The organism is Pararhizobium sp. LjRoot255 (assembly GCF_964252905.1).
Lineage (GTDB): Bacteria > Pseudomonadota > Alphaproteobacteria > Rhizobiales > Rhizobiaceae > Pararhizobium.
Genome location: NZ_CAXUPQ020000002.1, coordinates 1,080,759 through 1,100,346 on the forward strand (window position 1 = coordinate 1,080,759; position 19,588 = coordinate 1,100,346).

General features: G+C 59.5%; 17 protein-coding genes. 5 read left to right on the plus strand and 12 right to left on the minus strand.

Annotated elements, in window-relative coordinates; all coding sequences use genetic code 11:
* Positions 1 to 204: 204 nt before the first annotated feature.
* From ACSQ2W_RS24155 to ACSQ2W_RS24165, 3 genes are all read right to left on the minus strand, one after another.
* Positions 205 to 1,770 (minus strand): AAA family ATPase, encoded by a 1,566-nt coding sequence (locus ACSQ2W_RS24155; protein WP_436088658.1) that lies wholly within the window; start codon positions 1,768 to 1,770, stop codon positions 205 to 207.
* A 181-nt stretch (positions 1,771 to 1,951) separates the two neighbouring features.
* Positions 1,952 to 2,089 (minus strand): hypothetical protein, encoded by a 138-nt coding sequence (locus tag ACSQ2W_RS24160; RefSeq protein ID WP_436088659.1) that lies wholly within the window; start codon positions 2,087 to 2,089, stop codon positions 1,952 to 1,954.
* A 107-nt stretch (positions 2,090 to 2,196) separates the two neighbouring features.
* Entirely contained in the window at positions 2,197 to 3,081 is an 885-nt protein-coding gene (locus ACSQ2W_RS24165; RefSeq protein WP_436088660.1) for a LysR family transcriptional regulator, read from the minus strand.
* A 126-nt stretch (positions 3,082 to 3,207) separates the two neighbouring features.
* On the opposite strand from ACSQ2W_RS24165, the gene ACSQ2W_RS24170 reads away from it, so the two are divergent.
* Entirely contained in the window at positions 3,208 to 4,332 is a 1,125-nt protein-coding gene (locus tag ACSQ2W_RS24170) for a TauD/TfdA family dioxygenase (protein WP_436088661.1), read from the plus strand.
* Positions 4,329 to 5,090: a class II aldolase/adducin family protein gene (locus tag ACSQ2W_RS24175; protein ID WP_436088662.1), complete on the plus strand. Its 762-nt coding sequence runs from the start codon at positions 4,329 to 4,331 to the stop codon at positions 5,088 to 5,090. The genes ACSQ2W_RS24170 and ACSQ2W_RS24175 overlap by 4 nt, the downstream gene beginning before the upstream one ends.
* 183 nt (positions 5,091 to 5,273) lie before the next feature.
* On the opposite strand, the gene ACSQ2W_RS24180 is transcribed toward ACSQ2W_RS24175, so the two are convergent.
* The gene (locus tag ACSQ2W_RS24180) at positions 5,274 to 6,287 is read right to left on the minus strand and encodes a 1-aminocyclopropane-1-carboxylate deaminase (protein ID WP_436088663.1); all 1,014 of its coding nucleotides are present in this window, start codon (positions 6,285 to 6,287) and stop codon (positions 5,274 to 5,276) included.
* A 157-nt stretch (positions 6,288 to 6,444) separates the two neighbouring features.
* Between ACSQ2W_RS24180 and ACSQ2W_RS24185 the strand changes: the two genes are divergently transcribed.
* On the plus strand, positions 6,445 to 6,909 hold the full coding sequence (locus ACSQ2W_RS24185; RefSeq protein ID WP_436088664.1) for an Lrp/AsnC family transcriptional regulator: 465 nt from the start codon (positions 6,445 to 6,447) through the stop codon (positions 6,907 to 6,909).
* A gap of 277 nt (positions 6,910 to 7,186) precedes the next feature.
* Complete coding sequence (locus ACSQ2W_RS24190) at positions 7,187 to 9,040, plus strand: ABC transporter ATP-binding protein/permease (RefSeq protein WP_436088994.1); 1,854 nt, start codon at positions 7,187 to 7,189, stop codon at positions 9,038 to 9,040.
* Between the two features lie 419 nt (positions 9,041 to 9,459).
* On the opposite strand, the gene ACSQ2W_RS24195 is transcribed toward ACSQ2W_RS24190, so the two are convergent.
* The 8 genes from ACSQ2W_RS24195 to ACSQ2W_RS24230 form a co-directional block, all read right to left on the minus strand.
* Positions 9,460 to 10,623: a CapA family protein gene (locus tag ACSQ2W_RS24195; RefSeq protein ID WP_436088665.1), complete on the minus strand. Its 1,164-nt coding sequence runs from the start codon at positions 10,621 to 10,623 to the stop codon at positions 9,460 to 9,462.
* 238 nt (positions 10,624 to 10,861) lie between these two features.
* Positions 10,862 to 12,061, minus strand: coding sequence for an efflux RND transporter periplasmic adaptor subunit (locus tag ACSQ2W_RS24200; RefSeq protein WP_436088666.1), 1,200 nt, complete (start codon positions 12,059 to 12,061; stop codon positions 10,862 to 10,864).
* Between the two features lie 3 nt (positions 12,062 to 12,064).
* The gene (locus ACSQ2W_RS24205; RefSeq protein WP_436088667.1) at positions 12,065 to 14,428 is read right to left on the minus strand and encodes an ABC transporter permease; all 2,364 of its coding nucleotides are present in this window, start codon (positions 14,426 to 14,428) and stop codon (positions 12,065 to 12,067) included.
* Positions 14,429 to 14,433: 5 nt separating this feature from the next.
* A complete protein-coding gene (locus ACSQ2W_RS24210) occupies positions 14,434 to 15,153 on the minus strand; it encodes an ABC transporter ATP-binding protein (RefSeq protein WP_436088668.1) in 720 nt (239 codons plus the stop codon).
* Positions 15,154 to 15,416: 263 nt separating this feature from the next.
* Positions 15,417 to 16,034 (minus strand): hypothetical protein, encoded by a 618-nt coding sequence (locus ACSQ2W_RS24215; protein ID WP_436088669.1) that lies wholly within the window; start codon positions 16,032 to 16,034, stop codon positions 15,417 to 15,419.
* 56 nt (positions 16,035 to 16,090) lie between these two features.
* On the minus strand, positions 16,091 to 16,363 hold the full coding sequence (locus ACSQ2W_RS24220; protein WP_436088670.1) for a DUF2249 domain-containing protein: 273 nt from the start codon (positions 16,361 to 16,363) through the stop codon (positions 16,091 to 16,093).
* Positions 16,364 to 16,761: 398 nt separating this feature from the next.
* The gene (locus ACSQ2W_RS24225) at positions 16,762 to 17,148 is read right to left on the minus strand and encodes a YybH family protein (protein WP_436088671.1); all 387 of its coding nucleotides are present in this window, start codon (positions 17,146 to 17,148) and stop codon (positions 16,762 to 16,764) included.
* Entirely contained in the window at positions 17,148 to 18,686 is a 1,539-nt protein-coding gene (locus ACSQ2W_RS24230) for an MFS transporter (protein WP_436088672.1), read from the minus strand. Before ACSQ2W_RS24230 ends, ACSQ2W_RS24225 begins: the two co-directional genes overlap by 1 nt.
* Positions 18,687 to 18,807: 121 nt before the next feature.
* Between ACSQ2W_RS24230 and ACSQ2W_RS24235 the strand changes: the two genes are divergently transcribed.
* The gene (locus ACSQ2W_RS24235; RefSeq protein ID WP_436088673.1) at positions 18,808 to 19,407 is read left to right on the plus strand and encodes a TetR/AcrR family transcriptional regulator; all 600 of its coding nucleotides are present in this window, start codon (positions 18,808 to 18,810) and stop codon (positions 19,405 to 19,407) included.
* Positions 19,408 to 19,588 lie beyond the last annotated feature (181 nt).

Below are 19,588 nucleotides of genomic sequence, written 5' to 3' on the forward strand. Positions count from 1 at the left end.
TGGCCGCCATTGAGGGAACGGAGCCGACGCTTTCACCGCGCCGATATGGACAACATCGTCCTGCCCTTGAACCTAAAGCTCTGAGCCCGTTTCCTTATCCGCGCCGTGCCCGACCGGACCTGCAAAGATCAGGAACGTACGGATGAGCCAGCCCACCTACCGTGCTGTCCGATAGTCGACCTTGGCCTCGTCCCGGCATGATGATCAGACTTGCGGCATCTTAGGGGGGCCATGTCGATTCAAACGAGAAACATCACGCTCCAAGATCTCGCGGACGATTTGGTCCGCCCCTCGCTCAACATTGATCCTAGACCAGGGAATAGTCCCCGTCTCGCCAGCAAGTTGCCCCGCGAGGATATCTAGGTCCGCATCGGACGGTCCAGCCAGCCTGGTGGCGACGCGCTGGCTAAGGACTGCCGGATCCGCCTCGAGCCAAACAGTCGTGCACGGCACCTGAGCCTCACGCGCCACCTTCTCGATCCGCTCGCGGTTGATGGCCTTGTCGAACACCGCGTTAACGATGACGGAGCCGCCCGCGTTCAGAATCAAGGCGGCGCGACGTCCCATCTCGCGATACACCCTTTCTGATACCTCCGGACGATAGGCGGTGGGCGGAAGCCTTGTTTCGGCCAAAACCCCGTGCATGGCCTTGCGAATGCGATCGCTCTCGACAACCCTGGCGCCCGGAGGCGAGCCGAATTGTGCTGCCAACATTTCTGCCAAAGTTGTCTTGCCGGAACCGCTCAAACCACCAATGACGATCAGTCGCGGCGGCTCTGTATCAATCAAAGCGAGCGCCAGATCGAAATAGGCTCGGGCCTCAGCGACAAGTCGTCCTGCGTCATTGCTGCCTTCCTCGACCTGCGTGGCGGTAACATGCGCCCTCACCGCCGCGCGAATTGCCATGAGATAAGGCAAAAGCACGAAGCCGTCGTCATCATCCGATTCATCAAGGTATCGATTCATCACCAGGTTCGCGAGCTGCGGGAAACCGCGATGCCAGAGGTCCATAAGAAGAAAAGCAAGGTCGTAAAGCGTATCGACCGTGGCGATCTGATCGTTGAACTCGATGCAATCGAACAACCGCGGCTCGCCATCGAGAAGGCAGATATTGCGAAGGTGCAGGTCGCCATGACAACGCCTCACCTTTCCGGCCGCTTCACGCGCATCCAGCAGTGATGCATGAGCTGCCAGTTTCCTCTGGAATGCAAGATCGAAGGCTGCGAGCTCGTTGGCATTAAAAACCCGGCTGGTGGCGAAACCCGCGGCGTTAATGCGGAGCACGGCGGCGATATTCGCCGAACCGGGGCCTTGGTGGGCGATTGGAGCGCCGCGATGAAAGCGAGCGATCATGCGCGCCGCTCGCGTCATAAGCTCGGCGTTCAGCCTGCCCTCGATGGCCATACGATCGAACAATGAGCCCTGATCGAAACGAACCATTTCGATAACGGCATCGACAAGCTCTTCCCCGTTATCGAAACTGAGGCGGCCCTCTTTGTCGCGCATTATTCGTCGAACACCGATATATAGACCCGGCGCTGTCGTCGCGTTCAGCTCGACTTCCCTCCTGCAGGCCCCCAGGCGCAGCGTCGGCGACGAAAAATCCACATAGGGCAACTTTACCGCACGTTTCATCTTGAAGGCACGATCGCCGACGAGAAAGATGCAGGAGATGTGCGTTTCGATCGTTTCAACCGCGTCGGCTCCATGTCCATAGGTGTCGGGGTCGTTGAGAAATGCGACGACCGCGGTCTGGTCCTGGGTAAACATGAATTGCCTCCGATGTTCGTCATTCTTCGCGCAGAATGGCGTGGAACTATGTCCATACGCATCGTCTTTCAAAGACTTGGCCGGATATCGCGAGAAGCGACTTTGCGCCGCCGTTGCCGGAGTGGCTTTCAGCACCTGGCAACAAAAGAGAACGTCTCGAGCCGAGCTGCATTGATAGCAATCAACACATGCCGGCGGGTCGCCATGAAACCTCTTTGGCCTGGCTCGTCGTCATCAGGCCGGCATAATTGTCCTTGTGGCGGGTTACCCAGCCCTTGACGGTATAGGCGAGGAAGACCCGACCTGCGGTCGTGATCAATGATAAGCGGAAACCTCGGTCAGCGCCTCCAGGCAATGGCCGCCGAGATTGCTCATCAGCGTCGCCAGCGGGGTTATGGTACTCAACCAGCTTTTTTGGGCATCATTTCAATATCGAAGGTTTGTGATCCATCCCGTCAGAAGCTCCACCGCCTCCCTTCGCTCTGCCGCGGCGGGACAAACCAGAAAAAACGCTTCCTTGGGATGATAAGCCGTTGCGCCAAACGCGACGAGCCGTCCCTGGCGAACAAGGTCACCGGCGTTCGATTCCCATCCAAGCAACACCCCTTGGCCTGACAAGGCGGCCTGCGTCGCCTGAACGTAGTTGGTAAAATAGCGGCCCAACGCGCGATTTTCGGGCAATCCGTTGAGGCTCAGATAGTCCTTCCATGTGAGCCAGCTGTTGTCGTCGCTCCTGACATGCAGCAAGGTTGCGGTCGAAAGACCTCCCTCCGCCTCAATCCGATCTACAACTGCCGGGCTACAGACGGGTAAAACTTTCTCGTCAAAGAGCTTGATGCTTCGACCATCTTTCCAGTTGCCTGTACCGTAGCGGATGACGAGATCCACCCCAGGTTGGAACTCCGGCGCACCCGCCGTGGTCAGCACGTTCACCGCGATGTTTTGATGCTCGCTGTAAAAGTCCGCCAGTCGTGGCATGAGCCAGTAGGTTGCCGTACCAATGCTGCTGGCAACGGTGACAGATTGTTCTGCTGCATTCTGAAGAGAACGTATCTGGACGAAGGCCTCCGTAATTCGTCCAAACCCTTCCGAAATGCCGACGTGGAGGATCCTGCCGGCTTCCGTGAGCGTGGAGGGGCGCTTGCTGCGATCCAGCAGTCGCGTCCCGACATGGTCTTCAAGCGCCTTGAGCGACTGGCTGACTGCTGGCTGTGTTACATTTAGATCGGATGCTGCCTTTTGGACGCTGCCAGTGCGCAACACAGTTTCGAAAACCGTTAACAGGCGAAGGGGAGGCAGGCGAATGTCCAATATAACTCCCAACTTATATTATGTGCATTTTTTTCGATGTTCAAATTAGCGGATGTCGGCAATATTCTCAATAAACAATGGGTTTTCAAGTAAACCCTTATGATTACTATAAGTGGAGAAGGTGAAATGGATACGAGTGTGCCTGTGAGACTGGACCACCGCGGTCTCCATCTCCGCGTGACAGGTGGTGCAGCAAGCTATTTCAATTATTATTGGCTGCGAGACAATTGCCCGACATCGTTCGACAGTCAGACGCGCGAACGTGTTTTTGATATTTTCCATCTTGACGGCGCTCCTGTCCCGGAGCGGGTCGCAGTGGTCGATGATGCCTTGGAGGTCGTCTGGAAAGGTGAAGGACATAAAAGTCTCTATCCGCTGGAGTGGCTGGCGCAATATGACAGCGGCAAGCGCCGGCCCGACCCTGCAGATCTTCCACGGCGGGCGTGGTATTCGGATCACTATCCGGCGATAGCGAGGTTTGCGCAACCGGACCTTCTTGCAAACAAGTCGGCCGTCGCCAAATGGCTGGAAGCGATCATTGTTGAAGGCGTCGCAATCGTGACGGACATGCCAGACAGCAATGAGGGACTGACAGAGTTGGTCCGCCTGATGGGGCATGTGCGCCCGACATTCTTCGGCGAATATTTTGACGTACGCATGCATATCAAACCGACAAACCTTGCCTATACGGCGAAGGCGCTGGAGTTGCATACCGATACCCCAGCGGAAGAAATGGCTCCTGGCGTGCAGTTCTTGCATTGCCGAGCCAATACCGTCGAAGGTGGCCGGAACCTCTTTCTCGACGGTGTGGCCGTCGCCAATGACCTGAAGAGAGAATTTCCCGAAGATTTCAAGCTTCTATCGGAGACGGAAATCCCTTATTTCTGCGAGCACGACACGTATGATGTTCGCTCCCGCCAGAGGGTCATCGAGTTGGATAAACACGGAGAGGTGTCCGGGGTCACCATCAGCCAGCATATGGCCGATATCTTCGACCTGCCGCAGACTTTCCTCGATCAATACTATCCGGCATTCTGCCGTTTTGCGCGCATGCTGCAGTCCGACAAATACCTGATGCGCTTCACCCTGAAAGCCACGGAATGCATCGTCTTTGACAATCACCGCATCGTGCATGGTCGGTCAGCCTATTCAGCGACCAGCGGCGAGCGCTATCTGCGCGGTTGCTATGCCGACCGTGGTGAGATGCGCAGCACCTATCGCGCGCTGACGTCAGAAGGGCGATTCAAATGAGCGGGTCTACTTCATCTACCGATGTTGCCGGCAACGATTTTGCGCAATTGCGAATCGATCTGGCGGCCGCCTTCCGTCTCTGTGTCGAATTCGGCTGGAGCGAATCCGTAGGTAATCATTTCAGCGCAGCCGTCTCCGCGGACGGCAAACGGTTCCTAATGAACCCGAAATGGAGACATTTCGGATCGATCCGGGCAAGCGATCTTTTGCTGCTCGATGCGGATGATCCGACGGTGATGAATGGTCCGGCCGCCCCTGACGCTTCAGCATGGACGATTCATGGCACGCTCCATCGTGAGTGCCCTGCAGTGCGTGTGCTGCTGCACTGCCATCCACCCTATGCAACGGCGCTTTCCACGCTCAGGGATCCGTCGATGAAGCCGATCGACAACAACACTGCGCGTTTCTTCGGCGCGCTCGGAATCGATCTCGGCTTCGGTGGCATCGCGGATGAAGCTGAAGAAGGCACAAGACTGGCTCAATCCCTCGGCAAGAACAAAACTCTGATAATGGGCAATCACGGAGTGACTTGTACCGGTGAGACAGTCGCAGAGGCATTCGAGGATCTCTATTTCTTCGAAAAAGCCGCGAAAACCCTGATATTAGCCTATTCGACCGGACAGGCTCTGAACATCTTGTCCGATGAGGTCGCCCAAAAAACTGCGGAAGGCTGGCATGCCTACAAGGGCATGGCCTTCGCACACTTCGACTACCTCAAATCGAAGCTCGACCAGACCGATGCCTCTTACAGAGAGTGAGGAACGGTGATCGCCGACAGATCGCGTGCAAACATGCGAGATGAATGCACGAGCATTCCGATCGCCCTATCCGAGGGTTGAGCGGTCGCCTGGCTGCTTTTCGCTTTGCTCCGGCCGGTATCCGGTTCCCATGTCTGCGACGGCCGGCCGGGTATTTTCCGGCCGGACGGGTTTGGCAAGGCATCAGCCGTTGCGAAACGTATAGGCATATCCGTTGATTGCCGGTGCACCGCCCAAATGGGCGTAGAGCACCTTGGAGCCCTCTGGGAAGTAGCCCTTTTTTACCAGATCAATCATGCCCTGCATCGACTTGCCCTCATAGACCGGATCGGTGATCATGCCTTCGAGGCGAGCGCAGAGCCGTATGGCTTCCTTCGTCTCGTCCGACGGCACACCATAGACCGGATAGGCATAGTCTTCGACCAGGATGATGTCGTCTGCCGTCAGTTCTCGGCCAAGCTCGACCAATTCGGCGGTGCGCTGGGCAATCTCCAGCACCTGCGCCTTGGTCTGGGTCGGGGTGAAGGAGGCATCGATACCGATGACAGTGCGCTCGCGGCCATCCCTGGCAAAGCCGACGGTCATGCCGGCATGGGTGGAGCCGGTCACCGTGCAGACAATGATGTAGTCGAACTTGAAGCCGAGCTCGGCTTCCTGGGCGCGGACCTCTTCAGCAAAGCCGACATAACCCAGACCGCCATATTTATGCACGGAAGCGCCGGCCGGGATCGGATAGGGTTTGCCACCTTTGGCCTTGACGTCCTCGATCGCTTCTTCCCAGCTCTGACGGATGCCGATGTCGAAGCCTTCGTCGACCATCTGAACATCGGCTCCCATGATGCGGCTCAGCAGTATGTTGCCGACGCGATCATAGACCGCATCTTCATGTGGTACCCAGCTTTCCTGGACCAGTCGGCATTTGAAGCCGATCTTGGCCGCGACCGCGGCGATCATGCGCGTATGGTTTGACTGCACGCCGCCGATCGACACCAGCGTGTCGGCCTTCGAGGCTATCGCATCGGGAATGATGTATTCCAGCTTACGCAGCTTGTTGCCACCGAAGGCCAGGCCAGAATTGCAATCCTCGCGCTTGGCATAGAGCTCGACCTTGCCGCCGAGATGTTTCGAAAGCCGTTCCAGCTTCTCGATATGGGTCCGTCCGAATGTGAGCGGATAGCGCTCGAATTTCTCTAGCATGGGTCCCTTCTCCTTGTTGTGACGCGAAGGAAACGCTAGCATCACTTCAATGAAATGTGCTCTCAAAGATGGTGTTCAGATTTTGTGAGACTGATACAATCTTCGAAAAAGAGAGAGATAGCTTTCACAATATGCTATGTTTTCGGAAGATTCTTTCATGGCCTCTGAACTGGATCGTATCGACCTGAAAATGCTGCGCCTGCTGCAGAAAAACGGCCGCCTCAGCAATGCCGAACTCGCGCAGCTGGTCGATGTCAGCGCCGCCACCTGCCATCGCCGTACCCAGCGGCTGTTCGAAGAAGGCTATATCAAGTCCGTGCGGGCGATGGTCGAGCCGCAGAAGGTCGATCGCGGCGCGCTGGTCATGGTGGGCGTGGTTCTGGACCGCTCGACGCCGGAAAGCTTCGGCGCCTTCGAAAAGGCGGTCGCCAAGCTGAATTTCGTGCTGGATTGCAATCTGGTCGCCGGAGACTTCGACTATTTCCTGAAGATCCGCGTCGGCGACATGGCGGATTTCAACCGCATCCATGGCACGCAGTTGATCGCATTACCCGGCGTGCGTCAGACCCGGACTTTTTTCGTGATGAAGGAAGTGGTCGACAATGCGCTGCTGGACTTTTAAAACTGCTCTCACGCTTGGAAACTTGTCCGAAGATGGCTGACGCGCCTTGAATATGACCGGAGCTTTTAACACTACTATCATGATGACTTAACCAGCTGCCAGCGGCTTTCGCCGAATTATATGCACGGCCTGGTCATTGGCCGCCCGACAGCACCAATCCGAATGTGCTCAATTGGGCTCACGTTTCTCGGTCAGCGACTTGATCACGTCGTTTCCGACCGCCTCTCTGGTGGAGCCTCGATTGAAAAAGCAGCCGCAGTCTACCCCCGTTTCTTCGATGCGCAGCTTTTGGGGGCTGATGTTCGCCTATTGGTTTTCCGACCGATGGCGAGAGGCTTGGGGCCTTGCGGCGATCATCCTCGTACTTACGGCACTGTCAGCAATGGCCAGCGTCTGGTTTGCCGAGGCGTCGGGCGAACTTGTGAGCGCGATCGCCTTTCTTCACCACCCTGAAAACCCGTCAACACTCAAGACCATTCTTTCGAGCGCGGTCACGTTAGCGACAATCGTCGTGGTCAAGGAAATCGGGTTCACGGCAGTCCGCCACTTCTTCTCGACGAGCCTGCATCGCAAATGGCGTGTCTGGCTCGACCGTCGCTTCAATGACGCACTGCTCGATCGCAATCACACGCATTTTCACCTGCAGCAGGGTCCGGCGAAGACCGTCCCGACGAAGGCTGCCGTACCGGACAACATCGATCAGCGTATCCAGGAATCGATCAAGGGCATGACCGGTGGCGCCATCGGTCTCGCCATGGGGGTCGCCGGCGTAGTTCTGTCGCTGTTCTTCGTCGGCGGCAAAATTATCGAGACCTCGACAGAGGTCAGCGGACTGGAGTTCCTTGGTAGTTACGCCAGCGCCTCTCTGACGGCTGCAGCCGTCGTTGCCTACGTCCCCATCAGTACGCTGCTGGCAGCGAAGCTCGGAGCGATCCAGCAACGGCTGGATGTCAGAATGCAATCGGCCGAGGGCAGCTATCGTCGAGAGCTGACGACGCTCCTCAACCGCAGCTTCCACGTAGCGGCCGCCGGTGGGGAGGGAGCACAAAGGCGACTTCACGGGCGACGCTATCTCGAGGTCGACCGTATCTGGGCGAGCGTCAACATCCTGACAGCGATCTATATGGGTTTCGAGCTCGTCTACAACTTCTTCGGCTCGCGCATCGTCGCCTACGCGCCAGGACTGCTTCCCTATGTCGAGAACAAGATCAGCCTGCAGGCCTACGTTACCGGCGCCGAGCTGGCCAACGCGATCATCAACGATTGTTCATGGTTCATCCACGTCATGCCTGACATTGCACGGCTAAGGGCGAACGCTCGTCGCGTAACCGACCTTGCACAGGCGATCGAGGACGTGCAGCAGCCGCGCGAATTCCATGCCCGCACCGGACTTTCCGAACTGCTCTATGACGAGCAGGATGCGCAGTCTGGCCTGTCGATCGAGCATCTTGAACTGATGCATCCGGACGATGATGAACCCTTCATCCGGGCCGGGAACCTCTATTTCGAACCTGGCGAATGGACGCTTCTCGTCGGGAACTCGGGTAGCGGCAAGTCGTCCTTGCTCAGGGCGATCAACGGCCTCTGGCCACACGGCCGCGGTAGGATCGTATTGCCAAGGAGCGTGCGGACTTTCTTTGCCGCGCAGGAGGTACACCTGCCAGCAGTGTCGTTGAGGGAACTGGTCTGCCTGCCCGATGCCGTCGGAGCCTGCTCGGACGCAGAAGTGGCAGCGGCACTCGGCGAGGCCGGACTCGCCCACTTTGCCGGCGACCTTGTCGAGGAAGGCATGGACAACCAACGCTGGGACCAGCTTCTTTCCGGCGGCCAGAAGCAGAAACTCGTGCTGGCGCGAATTCTGCTACTGCGCCCGGGACTCATCTTCCTCGACGAACCGACGAGCGCCCTCGACAGCGAGGCGACCATCGCGTTTCACCAGGCCATTCGGGACAACTGCCCCGGGGCGACGGTGATCAGCGTCATGCACGACGCCACGCCTCCGAAGTCTGCGAAAGGCGAGGAATTCTACGACAGCGTGCTCTCGATTGCTGATGGCACTGTGACCAAGACGCCAATGCCGCGGCAGACAAGCCGCCCGGTCGGTCCCGCGCGCGTGAGGCCGCGGCCGTAGATTAAGCTGAAACCACGTCGGTCCTCGTCCGAGGGACCATGGCGGCAGGGGGGTAGGTGCCACTTGTCTGCGCCATGGCTTGCGATCGTTCGGGTTTTGCCAGCCGCGGAGATCGGGCTCTCCACAACTGTCGATCCCGAGATCGCGTTCGATCCGCCTGGACGGGACGGCGTCGATGAACTTGACGCGCTGGGGATGCAGTTCGCGCACAAGTTCCATGACGACCGCGATCAAATCGCGCCCCTCGCTCTCAGAAGCCTTCACCGGCCTCGTCGTGATCCGGATCGCGTCCGCTATCGGACTTGGACCGCGACCGTCAGCATCGCGCATGAAGATCGACCCAGGTTGCAGCCGAACTGGTTCGAAATCATCAGGCTATCCATTGAGGTGTGTGCCGAAAATCTGCATGACATCTTATTTCACCCCGCTCGCTTCTCGGGCCAAAGCAGGGCAAGTCGCCCGTTTCGCATCTGCCTTATGCTTGCCCCCAATCGTAGGCTCACCCGATCTAGGGTTTGACGGAGCCATTCGACATCTCCTTTCGAGGACCGAACAAGACGAAACTGCCTTATCTGAACGGGCACCATTTCAAGCGCCGCGAGGTCGCCGGTCAGGGAATCGATGTCGGCTAAATACATTAGACACAAGTCGCCCCGGTACTCCTCGTATCCCCTAATTCCTTCGTAGTCGTTCAAAAGGTCGCCGCAGCCATGAAGAATAAGTCGACCGCAATGGACTTCGATTGCCTTCGCGTGGTGCGATGAATGCCCATGCACCACGGCAACGCCGGCCTCGGCGATCAGCGCGTGCGCAAATCGTCGCTGAACCGCCGGAATTTCATGCCCCCAATTTGCCCCCCAATGAATGGACACAACGATCACGTCGCGCGGCCGACGGACTCTGGTGATCTGATCGGCGATGCACCGGACATCTGAATAGAAATGGCCTGCCAACAGGTTCACGCCCATGGCTTCTTTCGTCGCCGCCCAGCTCCGCGGTGTACCGCTTGTGACCGAGGCGAACGAGAACACAAGCACGCGGCTCTTACCAGCTATCTCAATAATTGCGGGCGCGCTGGCCTCTCCCGGATTACGCCCGGCACCGGCCGTCTTGATCGAAAGGCCGTTCAATGTTGCCAACGTATCGATTAGCCCGGCAGGCCCGAAATCGAGCACGTGATTGTTGGCAAGCGTGCAACAATCGATGCCTGCGGCAGTGAGGCAATGTGCATTCTCGGGACTCATGCGATAGTTGATGCCTTTCGGAAGATAGTCATCGCTACGGGTCACGGCTGTTTCGAGATTGACGATGCGCGCGTCGACCCGCGCCCGATCGAGTTCATCGAGCGCAACACCCCAGATATAGGATGAGTCCGCATTCCGCGGGATCGGCCCATGCGCCTGCTCTGCCAGTCGAACGTAACCCCGCGCCGAGTGAACGTAACCTTCACGAAGGGCCGGATCACAGGGATAACGCATCACCTGGTCGATACCCCGTCCCGTCATGACGTCGCCGGACAGAAACAGCCGTATGGTTCGTCTTTCCCGAGACTCTCCTGAGGATTCTTCCAAGGGCGCGCTCATGGGGAAACTCCCTTGCCGCTAACCACGATCATGCGGAACGCATCGTACTGCAGCAAGCCCCATCTGCAAGACGTTTTGGATCGACCAAGACTGCCCTTGGGCGAAATGCCGATCCGGCGCGCCGCTGAGCGAAAGACTGGAGACCGAGTTCGTCGCGACCATCGTCGCCTTTCCGCGCTTGCTGGACGACGTCCTGCGGGTCACTGCGTGCCGTGGCGCAGTTAGTTCGTGACCTAAATTAGCGTTCTGCGATGGCCACGCCGCTTATGATGCGGTCACTCGGATAGAGGATGACCTTCTCCCCGGATCGCATCCCGTCGCGGATTTCGACCGAAAGGCTGTTTCGCTGGCCGACGACAACGGGCCGCAGTTGTGCCCGTCCCTGATCCGCAACGAAGACAGCCCAGTGATCATCTTCTCGAAATAAGGCCCCGAGCGGCAGTTTGAGGACGTTGCCTTCGAACAGAACGACTTGCACGTCGACGCGATAACCATGTCCGAGAGAGCGCCAACGCTCAGGTGACTCGGCAAAATCCAGCACAACATCGACCCGTTGCTCCTCAATTCCGAGTGCAGACACCTTGGTTTGCCCGAAGGGGTCAACTCGCCGTACGACCGCCTTCAGGTCCTGCCCACCCCAGTCCGTGATGATGGCTTTCTGCCTGGTCCTGATCTTGACCGCATCTTCCGAGAGGAAGTTGACTACGATCTCCAGATTGGCGGGATCGCCGATCTCGATCAAGGGGGTTCCAGCCTCAACGACCCCTTCGCTGCGGCGTATGACCTGCAGAACCACGCCGCTCACGGGCGCGGTTAGCGGCACGCATTCGCAGGGGCCGCTACGACTGCGGATCTCCTGGCGCGATAGCAAGCGCGACCGCGCTTGGTTGAGCTCATGCTGACGTACATTCAAGGCTGCCTCGGCGGTGGCGAGGTTGGCTTCCGCAACCTTATAGGCGCGCTCCGCATCCTCCAAGGCCCGCTGCGAAATCGTGTTGCGCTCGATCAGGAGCCGGGCGCGGGCCCGCTCTCCCTCGGCGAAGGCTAGATCGGCTCTGGCCTTGTTGAGTTCGGCGGCGGCGAGGTTATACGCCGCCCGTGCCGCCTCTACGGCCGCCTGCTGCTCCGCCTCCGTCCGCGCATCCAGAAATGCCGGTTGTGCAGGCTCGATTTGTGCCAGTTGTGTCTCCCCGGCCGCGACGACGTCGCCTGGCTCCGCGGTGATGCGCTCCAATTGGCCGCGAAGCGGTGCGTGAAGGGTGTACACGTCGCGAACCCGCGTCTCGCCTTCTTCGTCGATAGTGACCCGCAGCAAGCCGGTCTCGGCGGCGGCGAGGTCCACCTGTATAGGCTGCGGTCGCAAGGCATAGGCGATGCCAGCTGCCAGAAGGGCGAGAAGGCTGCCCCAGATTGCCAATCTGCGTCTTGCGATGCTCATAGACTACTCCCTTGTCTTCAGCACCGCGATCAGATCTAGACGATCGAGCCGCCGCCGCACGATGGCGGCGCAGATCAGCGTGGCCGCGAGGGCAATCAGTGCAGCCTTGCCGTAGGTTGCGTCCCGCAGTACGAGCGGCACGCGGTACAGTTCAGTCTCGAAGGCGCTGGTCATGTACCACGCAAGGCAAAAGCCGATGACTGCCCCGAGCGGAATGGCGACCCACGTTAGAATGCCGACTTCCCCAAGAAGGATGTAGGAGATTTCCAAGCGGCTGAAACCGAGAACGCGCAGGGTCGCGAGCTCGCGCGTCCGCTCGGAGAGCGCGATGCGAATGGAATTGTAGGTGACGCCGACGGCGAGCGTCATCGAAAAGACGACGAAGAAGCCGATGAAGATGAAGATCGTTTCGCCCATCGTCTTGTAGAACGTATCGATGGCAGCCTGCCGAAAAAGAACAGCGGCGATGTTAGGAATCTCCTTGAGCCTCGCCAGCAAGGTCGAGCGGCTCAAGGCATCAACCCGGATGTGCAGCCCGCTGACGACGCGGCCGTCTCCGGCCAAACGATTTAGGACGGTCATATCCATATAGGCGGGCTTGCCAATATGGGTTTCGAAGATTTGCGCGACGGGAAGGCTCAACCGCGGCTGTCGCCCCTCCAGGAACTCGACGGCGACGGTGTCGCCAGTCTTCACATCGAGAAGTTCGGCCAGTTTTCGCGACACCACCAGCCCGCCGGAGGGCACTTCAATGCGTCCGCGCTCGACGTCAAAGATGGGGCTAAGGATGGCGCCGCCCGGTACACCGATAATACCCTGGCGCTCGACAAGATGCCCGTGGCTGATGCGCGCCGGCACATGGCGGTAGGGTTCCGCCGCCAGCACTCCGGAGAGGTTCTCGAAGTCTCCAATCGTGTCAATGGGTTGCAAGTCCCCGAACGCGACGGTCGCGTCCTGGTGCTGTCCGCGCTCGAAGGCGGTTTCGGCAAGGGAATCGATAGCGTCGACCCATTGCAGCGCCATGATAAGCACGGCGATCGACATGGCGAGACCCAGACTGGCGAGGAACGCCCGCACCGGCCATCGGATTATTCGCCGCAGGATCATCCGCGACGGCTCGTCCAATGCCCCGGCGAGAGCAGTTCGCGACGCCCAGCTTCGTCGGTAGATCGGCGGGGAGGGGGGCTGCATGGCTTCTGCAGGAGGAAGCCGGACTGCGCGGCGCACGGCGGACAGGCTGCCGGCGAGCGCCGCGACCACGCTGATTGCGCCTGCGATCACGAATCCGGCCGGGCCGGGGCGATAAAGCAGAAACGGAAAGCGATAGAACTGGGTGTAGAGCTCAGTGTTCCAGTGGCCGAGCCAGGCGCCGGTCAACGAGCCGATGAGGACGCCGATTGTCCCGATGACGAGGACCATCTTGGCGTAGTGCCAACCGATCGCCCAGTTACCGTAGCCGAACGCCTTGAACAGGCCGATCTCTCGACGCTCGGTTTCAATCAGCCTTGCCATCACCATGTTCGTCAGGAACGCGGCGACCGCAAGGAAGATGGCTGGCATGACCCGGGACATGTTCTTCTGCTGGGCAATCTCACTTTCCAGGAACCAGTTTGAGGTCTGATCGGAACGGCCATAGCCCCCGGCACCGCCGAAGGGGGCGAGGAGGCTATCGAGCCGCCGAATGACATCCTTGGCGTCTGCATCGGGCAGAAGGCTGAGCGCTACGCTGTTGAATGAGGCCTGCAGGTCGAAGGCTGCCGCCAGCGCATCCCGGCCCATCCATAGGACGCCAAAACGCTTGTCGTCCGGCATCAAGCCGCCGGGCGCGATCGCGTAGACGAATTCCGGGCTGAGCGCAGTGCCCACCAGTTGCAGCGTGCGCTTACGGCCCCTCAGGATGGCATCGAAACTGTCACCCGGTCTCAATCGGTGTGCTTCGGCGAAGGGTTCGCTCACGACCACCTCATCGGGCCGGGTGGGGTCGACCAGACGTCCCGACCGGATCACCAATGCGTTCAAAAGTTGAGGACCCCGTTCGGGTAGCGAAAGCAACTCGGCAACGACAGGCTCGGGAAAGCCGGCCATGTCAAGAATAGCGCCTTCCACGATGCGTGTTTCGACGAGCCGCACGCCGGGAATTTCCGCGATATCGCGTGCCAGCTGTTCCGGCGCGCGCTTGGTTTGGGCAAACACGTCGGCAAAACGCGTCCGTTCGTAGTAGGCGGTGGTCGTCTCTTCGAGAGCCTCGATCGTCGTCAGCGCCATAATGAGCAGAGCCGTGCCCGAAGCGATCACCAGTGCGATTGCCAGCACCTGCGCCTTCAGTCGCCAAAGTTCACGAAGAAGCTTTTGGTCGAGGCTACTCATCATGGTCACCAGGCGAGCTCGCCGGGGGCGCGCTGTGAAGCGTTTCGACGCGTCTCCACAATACGCCCGTCGGCGAAGTAGAGCACGCGATTGGCGATCTCGGCAATCACTGCGTTATGAGTGATGAGCGCCGTGGTCGTGCCGAGTTCCCGGTTGATCCTCAGGATCGCTTCCAGAACGAGGATACCGGTCTTGCTGTCGAGCGCCCCCGTCGGCTCGTCGCAAAGAAGCAGATCCGGCCGCTTGGCGATGGCGCGGCCAATAGCCACTCGCTGCTGTTCGCCGCCGGAGAGTTGTGCTGGAAAATGATCCAGCCTGTCGCCCAGTCCAACCATCATCAGCGCTTCGGCCGGTCGCATCGGATGCTTCGCGATTTCGGTGACGAGAGCGACGTTCTCACGCGCAGTCAGGCTCGGTATGAGATTGTAGAACTGAAAGACGAAGCCAACATGGTTGCGCCGGTAGAGATTAAGCGCCCGTTCACTGTCCATCGTTAGCGGCTGATTGCGAAACATGACTGAGCCGCCGCTCGGCGTATCAAGGCCGCCGAGGATATTGAGCAAGGTCGATTTGCCGCTTCCGGACGGCCCCAGCAGGACGACCAGTTCGCCTTCATACAGGTCGACGTCAACGCCGCGCAGAGCATGGACCTCCACCGTGCCCATCCGGTAAATCTTGGTGAGCGCCCGTGCCTGGAGGGCTATGGCAGACGTCTCCTTTTCCATCCGGTCGCTCCTTGGCTTGCGAGGCGTCACTGCGGTCGCGAAGACCCTTCTGCTCGGGGTCGGCCAAATCTCATTCCAAGAGATAGCGCTCGATGCGGAATTGGAAACTTTACCAAATCCTTTCCCACCTCTGCAGTCGCTGAGACGTGTATCGCGGGATTCAAGCGCTTGCGCCGAATGTCGAGCACGCGCGGCGGCGCGCCGGGAACGGGACTGGCGGCATCTTTGGCGGCCGTGGCGACAGACAGAAGATAGAGGGCGAGTCAGCGCGATGCGACACGCTCGCGACGGTAGCTGACCCCGATTGCCGTCACCGTCATCCATCCCCATAGGCCCATCGTCGCATGCAGGCCGACCCCATCCACGAGCAGATTGGTCAGGTGGGCTTCGTTCACAAAGCCGGACAGCCCGAGCGTGAAACACAGACCCGTCACCGCGGTGGCGATCATAGCAACCAGGCCGGTTGCGATGAACTTGTCCCGAAGCGCCAGGGGGCGGGCTGACAGGAGCGTCGCGGGAAGACTCCAGCCGAGCGAACCGAAGCAGCAGGCAAGAAGGAACCCGCCGCTTGGCAACATGTCCGGCCAAACCGCGAACCTGCCGCTCAGACCGAGAAACCCCAGGATGAGCATCGAAAGCCCGCAGAGGATGAAAAGACGCGCAGGCAGGGCCAGCCTTGGCGCACGCAGGGGGTGCGACCAGAACCGGCACGAATTGCAGGAGCGCACCCGAAAACAGAAGTCCGAGCCAGCCGATCGCAAGGTGTGGATGATGACCAGAGTTTCGGGGGGCTTCGATCGCAAGAGCCGGTAGCCGAAACCACCCGCCAGCAGAGCTTCGCCGGTCACCAGGAAGACAAGCGCCGCTGCGAAGTAGGACATCGTGAAAGTCTAGCGCCCGGCATTTTTTGTCCTCATCTGAAAGGCTCCGCCAACGGTCAGTGACCGCAGGCGCAATCGCAGCCCGAACTTTCGTATCGCTTGATCTCGTCGCGCCACACATCCGGCCCTTGCTCGAGATACTGCCATTGGAACTGGTCCGGGTAGCGGGTTTCGATCTGGTAGTGGAGCGGCTGCGGATCATGATCGCTGGCCACATGCATCGACCCTCCGGGCGCCAGCGCGGTGAGTGTGCCGAATATCCTGGGGTGGCGTTCGGCGGGAGCAATGGTCCTGACATCGATTAGCGGTATGTTTTCGGTGCTTGGCATGAAACGTTCCATAATGCCGAGCGCCGGATTATGCCGCGCCGGAGGCGCTGGAACCGCAGTTTGGTGGGCTTTCCCGCGCCCTATATCGGCACAATAGACGCCTATTTCAGATCTAAAGAGTAGTGCTCGGCAGGCAGGTGGAATGGTATGGCCACGCACGCCGGACTCGGCAGGAAGGTCGCAGAAGGGTGGAAAGCGGGAGTTCAACAGGAAATCCGTGAGCGTCGGCATCGCAGAGTAAACCTGCCGACTGCCTGGCCAGTGTGGTTGTCGATGAACAAAGTGTCGACCTCGACAGCGTTCGTCGACGATATCCGTTCCCGCGGTCGCAGTATCTTCTTTGAGGCAAACGGCAGAGGCAACCTGATGCGTCGCCGCCGCCTGTATGGTTTCCGGCATTAGTCGAGCTTGATGGGAATCGAATGATGCTCGTGTGTCACGTTCCAATCGCCGTCGGTACGCCGCAAGCCGAGCGTGAGGCGGCAATGGGCGTCGCCGCCGCCGATCGTGAGTAGCCCATGGGCGTAGGCGACATCGTCACTGGCAACGATCTGAACGTCACTGAGCCTGAAGCGGTCAGGCCCCGCCGCGTTGTGTTCGAAGAAGAGCTTCCATGTCTCCTTATAGGCCTCGATCCCTGTTACCTGGATCGGCTCAGGCACGTCGTACATGACGATATCGTCTGTTCGGTTTTCCAGAACGCGGCCTATGTCGCCCTTGCAGATGGCGTCGGTCCAGTCGTCGATCAGGGCACGAATTGCCTGTTCATTGCGCTGATTGGTCATCAGACTTCTCCCTTGTTTTCAATTGGGCACAGGGCACCACGGCGCAGGTTGGTCCACGCAAAGAAAATTGCGGTGGACAACAGGACGCAGAATCCTGCTCCCGAAGCGAACACCAAGCCCTGTTCGAAAGCCTGCTGAGCCGATGCAAGCAGGACGGAACCGGAAGGGCCTGGCAGGGCGTTGGCGACGTCGACAGCGGCCCCAAGTGTGTCACGCACAGCCGCGGCACGGTCTTGGCTCAACTCGTCGGGTACGGCGACAACAGTTCGATAGACGGCTACGCCGACGCTTCCGAGCACCGCCACGCCGAACGAACCGCCAAGATCGGCGCCGGTTTCAGAGATGGCTGAAGCCGCGCCGGCCTTTTCCGGTGGCGCCGTCATGAGGATCAGATCGGTGCCCAGCGTCACGATGGTCGCGACGCCGAGCCCCAGAATGATCATGCCTGAAATGATCGCCACCACTCCGAAGCCGGATGTGAATGCCGCCATGATCGCGAAGCCGGTCGCCACCAGCAGAAGGGCGAGCATGACAACTGCTGCGGGCGCGATCCGCTGCACCAGAATGGGTGCGCCCAGGCACCCGACCACGCAGGCGATAGCCGGCGGAATGGTCCACAGTCCCGCCGTCATGGGCGACATGCCGATTACGAGTTGCAGATATTGCGCGATCAGCAGCGATGCACCGACCCAGGCAAACAGGGCCATCATGTTCGCACCGAGTGCAGCGGTGAACGCGCTGTTCCTGAACAGGCTGAGATCGACCAGCGGTGCAGTCAGCCTTGATTGCCGGAGGATGAACGCCCAGCCAACCGATCCGCCAACCATGAATGCGGCGACGGCAATCGCGGTGATACCGCTTTCGGCCAGATGCTTGACGCCATAAGCGATTGCCAGCAAGGAGACCATCGACATCGCCACGCTTGGGACGTCGACCGCGTGCCCGTCGGCTTCCCGGAACTCGGGCAGGAAGATCGGACCGAGGAACACGAGCGTCGCCATCGCGGGAACGCCCACGAGAAAGACGGAGCCCCACCAGAAATGCTGGAGCAGCAGACCGCCGACCAGCGGGCCGAGTACGCCGCCGAGCGTAAAGCATGTCGTCCAGATACCAATGGCGAAGCTGCGCTCTCTGGGCGAGTGGAACAGGTTGCGGATCATCGCCAGTGTGGAAGGCAGCAGGGTCGCACCAGCGATACCGAGGATGGCACGGGCCGCGATCAGCATGGTGGCACTGGTCGAGAACGCTGCCAGGATCGAGGCAAGTCCGAAGAAGACCGAGCCGATTAGAAGCAGGCGGCGTCGGCCGATGCGGTCGCCGATGGCGCCCATGGGAATAAGCGCGCCGGCAATCAGGAAGCCGTAGATGTCGGAAATCCACAGCAACTCTGCACCGCTCGGCTGGAGCGCGGCGCTCAGCGACGGCGTCGCTAGGTAGAGGATTGTCATGTCCATCGACACGAGCAGGGTGGGAAGCGCCAGAACGGCAAAGCCGAGCCATTCTCTGCGGCCGGCCGGAGGGTGGGTTGTCGGTTGCATTTTCCGCTCTCCTCACAACGTCAGGACCCGCGCTGCGCGGGAGTGGCTTGATTATTAGAATGATCCCTATAATATTAACAGCAACGGACGTGTCAAGAATTTTCTAGCGAAGGTTATAAAAATGCCCAGAGGACGGCCGAGACAGTTCGACGAAAGCGCGGCGCTCGATACGGCGCTGCGCCTGTTCTGGCGCCATGGATATGAAGGGACGCCGATTTCCACCCTGGCTCGGGCGATGGAGCTAACAGTGCCCAGCCTCTACAATGCCTTCGGCAACAAGGAGAGCTTGTTCATGAAGGCCGTCGAGCACTACGACCGCTACAGCGAAGGTCTATACGAGGAGGCTTTCGCCAAGACATCCGCCCGCGAGGTGGCGCGGGGAATTCTGATGGGCGAGGTCGATCTAGTCTCGGGCAAGGGTACCCCGGAGGGCTGCCTGATGATTCAGGGCGCGCTCGCCACCAGTCCGGAATCAGAGGCGGTCCAGCAAGCAATGGCGAAACTCAGGCGGCAGGCCGAAGCCGACGTCGCCGCACGGTTCGAGCAATTCCAGGAAGCCGGTCAACTGCCATCGGGCTGGAACGCGAAAGCGTTGGCGGGCTATGTGATCACCGTCGCGACCGGCATGGCCGTGCAGGCCAAAAGCGGTGCGTGGCGGCGAGAATTGATCGATGTTGCTGACATGGCCATGAAAATTTGGCCAGAAGAACGAGAGGGGTAGCGTGCCGGGAGGGCTTGCTTGGAACGCGGGCAAATCTGAATGACGGCAACAAGCGCGTAACTGTCCTTGAACTTGGCCTCGTCAAGGACTGGTAAGGGTCGAGAGCGGTCCAACCGTAAATTCAAGGTAAGGGATGATCAACGCCCGCAGAAGCGAAGTATGAGGATGCGTATATTGCGCT

Bases quoted from the DNA above. Each gene is read 5' to 3' on its own strand.
- ACSQ2W_RS24230 (WP_436088672.1), bottom strand. From the start codon at position 18,686: ATGCAACCGACAACCCACCCTCCGGCCGGCCGCAGAGAATGGCTCGGC.
- ACSQ2W_RS24190 (WP_436088994.1), top strand. From the start codon at position 7,187: ATGCGCAGCTTTTGGGGGCTGATGTTCGCCTATTGGTTTTCCGACCGA.
- ACSQ2W_RS24225 (WP_436088671.1), bottom strand. From the start codon at position 17,148: ATGACCAATCAGCGCAATGAACAGGCAATTCGTGCCCTGATCGACGAC.
- ACSQ2W_RS24180 (WP_436088663.1), bottom strand. From the start codon at position 6,287: ATGCTAGAGAAATTCGAGCGCTATCCGCTCACATTCGGACGGACCCAT.
- ACSQ2W_RS24155 (WP_436088658.1), bottom strand. From the start codon at position 1,770: ATGTTTACCCAGGACCAGACCGCGGTCGTCGCATTTCTCAACGACCCC.
- ACSQ2W_RS24205 (WP_436088667.1), bottom strand. From the start codon at position 14,428: ATGAGTAGCCTCGACCAAAAGCTTCTTCGTGAACTTTGGCGACTGAAG.
- ACSQ2W_RS24235 (WP_436088673.1), top strand. From the start codon at position 18,808: ATGCCCAGAGGACGGCCGAGACAGTTCGACGAAAGCGCGGCGCTCGAT.
- ACSQ2W_RS24195 (WP_436088665.1), bottom strand. From the start codon at position 10,623: ATGAGCGCGCCCTTGGAAGAATCCTCAGGAGAGTCTCGGGAAAGACGA.
- ACSQ2W_RS24175 (WP_436088662.1), top strand. From the start codon at position 4,329: ATGAGCGGGTCTACTTCATCTACCGATGTTGCCGGCAACGATTTTGCG.
- ACSQ2W_RS24220 (WP_436088670.1), bottom strand. From the start codon at position 16,363: ATGCCAAGCACCGAAAACATACCGCTAATCGATGTCAGGACCATTGCT.
- ACSQ2W_RS24210 (WP_436088668.1), bottom strand. From the start codon at position 15,153: ATGGAAAAGGAGACGTCTGCCATAGCCCTCCAGGCACGGGCGCTCACC.
- ACSQ2W_RS24185 (WP_436088664.1), top strand. From the start codon at position 6,445: ATGGCCTCTGAACTGGATCGTATCGACCTGAAAATGCTGCGCCTGCTG.
- ACSQ2W_RS24200 (WP_436088666.1), bottom strand. From the start codon at position 12,061: ATGAGCATCGCAAGACGCAGATTGGCAATCTGGGGCAGCCTTCTCGCC.
- ACSQ2W_RS24215 (WP_436088669.1), bottom strand. From the start codon at position 16,034: ATGTCCTACTTCGCAGCGGCGCTTGTCTTCCTGGTGACCGGCGAAGCT.
- ACSQ2W_RS24170 (WP_436088661.1), top strand. From the start codon at position 3,208: ATGGATACGAGTGTGCCTGTGAGACTGGACCACCGCGGTCTCCATCTC.